Consider the following 4,483-nt stretch of genomic DNA (forward strand, 5'->3'; position numbering starts at 1 on the left):
ATATCAACAAGGAGAGAAGAGTTGATGGTTAAACGTAAAGAATCAGATACAACAGGTTCTGTTACATAATCCGTTACTTCTAGTTTATTTTCTAGCCACTTATTCATCCCACCTTCCAATACATAAACAGTGTTTTTCCCGGCGTACTTTAATAGCCACCAGAGCCTACCTGCCATTGCTAAACTTCCATCATCATAAATGATAACTTTAGAAGAATCGGTCATCCCTAACTTTTTCATAGTCTCGATAAACGTAGTCATATCTGGTAAAGGATGACGACCACCATGGGGCCCAACTTTGCCAGTCATGATTTCTTCCATAGAGACAAATTGAGCATTCTTAAGATGGTTCTCTTTGAAAGAATTGAATCCTGCAGATGCATCTGCTAATTCTGCCCGAGCATCTAGTATAAGCAAGTTAGTATCGTTGGAACTATTCTTTACCAAGTCCATTTGTGTTATAAAGTTTTTCATATGTCCTCCTTGATATGTGTTTTATTTTAACTAGAGAACTGATTCATAACCAGTATACACTAGATTTGATCAAATTTTATTTTTATCATTTTATTATAAGATATTTTAACGTTCTTATTTTAATTTGTTAAAAATAAATATATCAATCACTTGAAAAAAAAACGCAAATTTGGGGAAATTTTCCCAAAACAGGAATAGGCATACTTGAAATTATTTCATATAATGAAAGCGTAATATAAATGGAAGAAGAGGAGATTAATGTATGAACAAACTGATTGAATTTATTGAAGAAAAAATGGTTCCGAAAGTTTCAAAAATTACTAATTTAAATTATTTTATTGCTTTGCGTTCTGGATTTTTAGTCATTATGCCCCTTACTATTATTGGTTCATTATTTCTGCTAATCATGGATTTTCCTATTCCAGGTTATAGTAGTTTTATGACTTCTATCTTCGGAAGTGATTGGTCTTCTTATCTGAGTAGTGCTTCAAAAGCTACATTTGATATGTTAGGTCTATTCACAGCAGGAACATTTGCTTATAAATTAGCCGAAACTTATAAAATGGATAGTTTGTCAAATATGGTTTTAGCAATGGTTTCATATATTGTTGTGACACCTAAAGAAATAATATCAGAAACTAATGAAATTATCGGAAATATTTTACCTTTTAACTGGTTAGGAACAAAAGGTGTAATTACAGCTATGATTGTTGCAGTTTTGACAGTTGAAGTTACAAGATTTTGCGAAAGGAAAAATTTTGTTATAAAAATGCCTGAAAGTGTACCTGAAATGGTATCTAAAGCGTTTAGCTCATTAATTCCTGGATTCCTAGTTGTTTCGTTAATGTTGACTTTAGGTGGCATTTCGACTTATTTTTATGGTTCTTTACATGAATTAATTTACGGAATTATTCAAATTCCTTTACAAGGATTTACTTCTAATATCTGGGTCATTGCTATAGTAGGTGGTTTAAACGGATTTTTATGGTGGTTTGGTATTCACCCTACTGTTGTTAACTCTATTATGTATCCTTTATTGAATGCAAACTCTATAGAAAACTTAAGCCTATATCAAGAAGGAAAATTAACATTTTCAACCGGGAATGTAGGAACAACTCAAATGCTAGATCAATTCGCAACTATCGGTGGAGCAGGAATAACCCTCGGATTGGTTATTGCTATGTTAATTGTCGCAAAATCTTCAAGATTAAAAGCTATGTCAAAACTTGGTGGAGTTCCTTCATTATTTAATATTAATGAACCTCTTGTATTTGGATTACCTATTATGTTTAACCCATTACTATTGATACCTGTTACTTTAGCACCAGTTGTTTCAGTTTTAATTGCTTACTTTGCAATGGCAATCGGCTTCATGCCAATATTCAATGGAGTGTTAGCACCATGGACTACACCACCAATTGTTTCAGGATTCTTAGTAGCAGGATGGCAAGGAGCAATTGTTCAAGTAATTGCAGTTGCTGTTTCAGTTGTTATCTATTATCCTTTTGTTAAAGCACTTGATCAACAATATTTAGATGATGAGAAAGTTGCAGCTTAACAATACGATTGAAAAGGTGATTATCATGAGCTTACAAAAACAAATATCTTTGCATGCGGAAAATCTAACAGATATGGAAAAGAAACTTCTGCACAGTATTATCGAGAATAAAGGGAATTTTGAATATGAAACATTCACAATAGCACTACTTTCAGGTGTATTTAATGTTTCAAAAACAAGTGTCCATAGACTAACTAAAAAGTTAGAGTATTCTAGTTTTCTGCATTTTAAAGATGAATTCTTTTTACGGTTCCGTATTAATGAAGACATGGTAATTGAAAAAAATAGTGACGTAGACTTATTACTGGACACATTTCATGCAGTCCAAGAATCGATTACACCAAAAATGATTCAAGAATTGATAGAGGCTAAACGAATTACAATTTATGGAATGGGTATGAATAGCTTTATTGGAAAAATGTTCCAGATAAAACTGCAGCTATTAGGCAAACATGTAGAACAATATGATGATTCAAGATATATGCGAGTTTCTGCACGAAACTTAAAAGAAAAAGAAGATATTGTCATAGTCTTATCACGAAGTGGCAAACCACCTGAATTATTAGAAGCAGTTGTCGAAATTAGTTTGAAAAAAATTTATATTCTTTTGATTACGGAACAACACGGTTCTCCACTTGAAAGTTTAGCAACAGAAATCTTGTATACTTCACACAGTCCAGACTCTGATTCTGATATAGATACACGTTTAAATTCACATATTGCTTTAAACGTGATTATGAAAAAATTTATAGAAGAAAGTAAGAAAGGATAAGATTATTACGTTAAATGAATTTGATGATATTTTAAATAGAAGAGAAAATGGTTCTAAAAAGTGGGATTCGATTTATATTAAAAAACGATTTAAAACTTTAAGAGAAGATGTTTATCCACTTTTTATTGCTGATACTGATTTTAAACCAGATAAACTTGTTCAAGAGAAATTTATTGAAGTAATTAAGCAAGCAGATTTTGGTTATTTTGATGTTAGTAAGCTTTTTTTCACAAGTATTGTAAGTTGGTACCAGCATAAATTGAAAATAAATATAGATGAATCTTGGATAGTTCCTGCTAATGGAACTATCGCAAGTCTTCATTTAGCCGCAGATGCAGTTTCAAAAAACAACCCAATATTAATTTTCACACCTGTTTATGGCGTGTTTAAAGATATTGCAACTAATTTTGGAGAAATGGTCACATTTCCACTTGAAAAAGAAGCAAATGACTATAGAATAAATTTTCAAGAATTAGAAAAAACGATAATTGAACAGGGTATAAAAACTATTTTGTTTTGTAATCCTCACAATCCTTCTGGCAAGATTTGGTCGAATGAAGAGTTAACAAAATTAGTTTATTTGTCTAAGAAATACGAAATAGTTATTTTGTCAGATGAAATTCATGGTGAAATTAATGTCTCTAATAAGGACTTCAACTCACTGGCTAATTATATGGATAGTTATTCAAACATCATTGTTAGTAGTTCTCCGAATAAATCATTTAACCTATCAGGCTTAAATGCTTCTTATCTTATTATAAAAGACAAAGCCCTAAAAACAGTCATAAGTGCAGAGCTGAATAAATTTCATATCACTATCAATCGAGTCGGTATGGAGTTCATTTCTATCGTATACACATATGGTAATGAATGGCATGCTAGAATGATTCAACAAATCAGAATCAATATCCAATTAGTTGAAAATTTATTGAGTTCTTCTCAAGTCGAAATCGAAAGCCCAGACTCAGGTTATCTTATTTGGATAAAATTAGACAAAATACAAGATGTAGATTTATTTGTCGTCGAATTAGCACAAGAAACTGGAGTTTTAGTTGAAACAGGCTCAAGATTTATTGGGAATTATGAAAATTATGTACGTATAAACGTAGCAACGAGTTTTAATCTGTTAACAATAGCCATAAAAAAGTTTAAAGAATATTATGATAACTATTAATAAGTTAGTACTAAGAATAAAGTTGGAAAATATCTGAGTAAATTAACTGAATACTGACCGCTAAATTACACATTCAAAAAAGATAATCCTGATAATTTTATGGATTATCTTTTTTATTTTTCTCTGATAACAATTACGATTCAATACAATCTTATATTTTGCTTCTAACATTTACTTAACACTATATATCCATTTTTTAATAAAGAATAATGAAAATAAAGCAATGAAAATAACAAAAAAACCCGAAAAATAAACACTCTTTCTTTGAGTGCTTATTTCTCGGGTAGGGTTCTATTTTACAATTATTATGTTTTTTTTATGAACTTATCTTTACAATGTGGGCAAGTAATTTTAATGTTTCCTTTTTTACTAGGAACTATTAATTTCTTTTTACAATTAGGACAAGCTAAATATTTATATTGTTTGCGCTGATAAAACTTATTGCGCAATTGATTAAATTTTTGCTTCCAACGACGACTAGCGGTTAAATATTTTTGGTTTTCGAT

General features: G+C 30.6%; 4 protein-coding genes and 1 pseudogene. 3 read left to right on the forward strand and 2 right to left on the reverse strand.

What is annotated here, in order from left to right; all coding sequences use genetic code 11:
- Positions 1 to 473: sulfurtransferase (locus tag WBF61_RS04815; protein ID WP_424254403.1), on the reverse strand; the 473-nt coding region annotated here is incomplete at its 3' end.
- 262 nt (positions 474 to 735) lie between these two features.
- Here WBF61_RS04815 and WBF61_RS04820 point away from each other — a divergent pair.
- The 3 genes from WBF61_RS04820 (at position 736) to WBF61_RS04830 (ending at position 3,977) form a co-directional block, all read left to right on the forward strand.
- Positions 736 to 2,031 (forward strand): PTS sugar transporter subunit IIC, encoded by a 1,296-nt coding sequence (locus WBF61_RS04820; RefSeq protein WP_424254405.1) that lies wholly within the window; start codon positions 736 to 738, stop codon positions 2,029 to 2,031.
- 25 nt (positions 2,032 to 2,056) lie between these two features.
- A complete protein-coding gene (locus WBF61_RS04825; RefSeq protein ID WP_424254407.1) occupies positions 2,057 to 2,803 on the forward strand; it encodes a MurR/RpiR family transcriptional regulator in 747 nt (248 codons plus the stop codon).
- A 181-nt stretch (positions 2,804 to 2,984) separates the two neighbouring features.
- Positions 2,985 to 3,977 carry an aminotransferase class I/II-fold pyridoxal phosphate-dependent enzyme gene (locus tag WBF61_RS04830; RefSeq protein WP_424254409.1) on the forward strand — a complete coding sequence of 331 codons (993 nt, stop codon included), beginning with the start codon at positions 2,985 to 2,987 and terminating at the stop codon, positions 3,975 to 3,977.
- 305 nt (positions 3,978 to 4,282) lie between these two features.
- Here WBF61_RS04830 and WBF61_RS04835 read toward each other — a convergent pair.
- Positions 4,283 to 4,483, reverse strand: a pseudogene (locus tag WBF61_RS04835) (hypothetical protein); the annotation flags it as partial.

The organism is Carnobacterium sp. (genome assembly GCF_049673005.1).
Taxonomy (GTDB): Bacteria; Bacillota; Bacilli; order Lactobacillales; family Carnobacteriaceae; genus Carnobacterium_A.

Excerpts from the sequence above, each read along its gene's own strand:
- WBF61_RS04820 (WP_424254405.1), top strand. The coding sequence starts at position 736 with ATGAACAAACTGATTGAATTTATTGAAGAAAAAATGGTTCCGAAAGTT.
- WBF61_RS04825 (WP_424254407.1), top strand. The coding sequence starts at position 2,057 with ATGAGCTTACAAAAACAAATATCTTTGCATGCGGAAAATCTAACAGAT.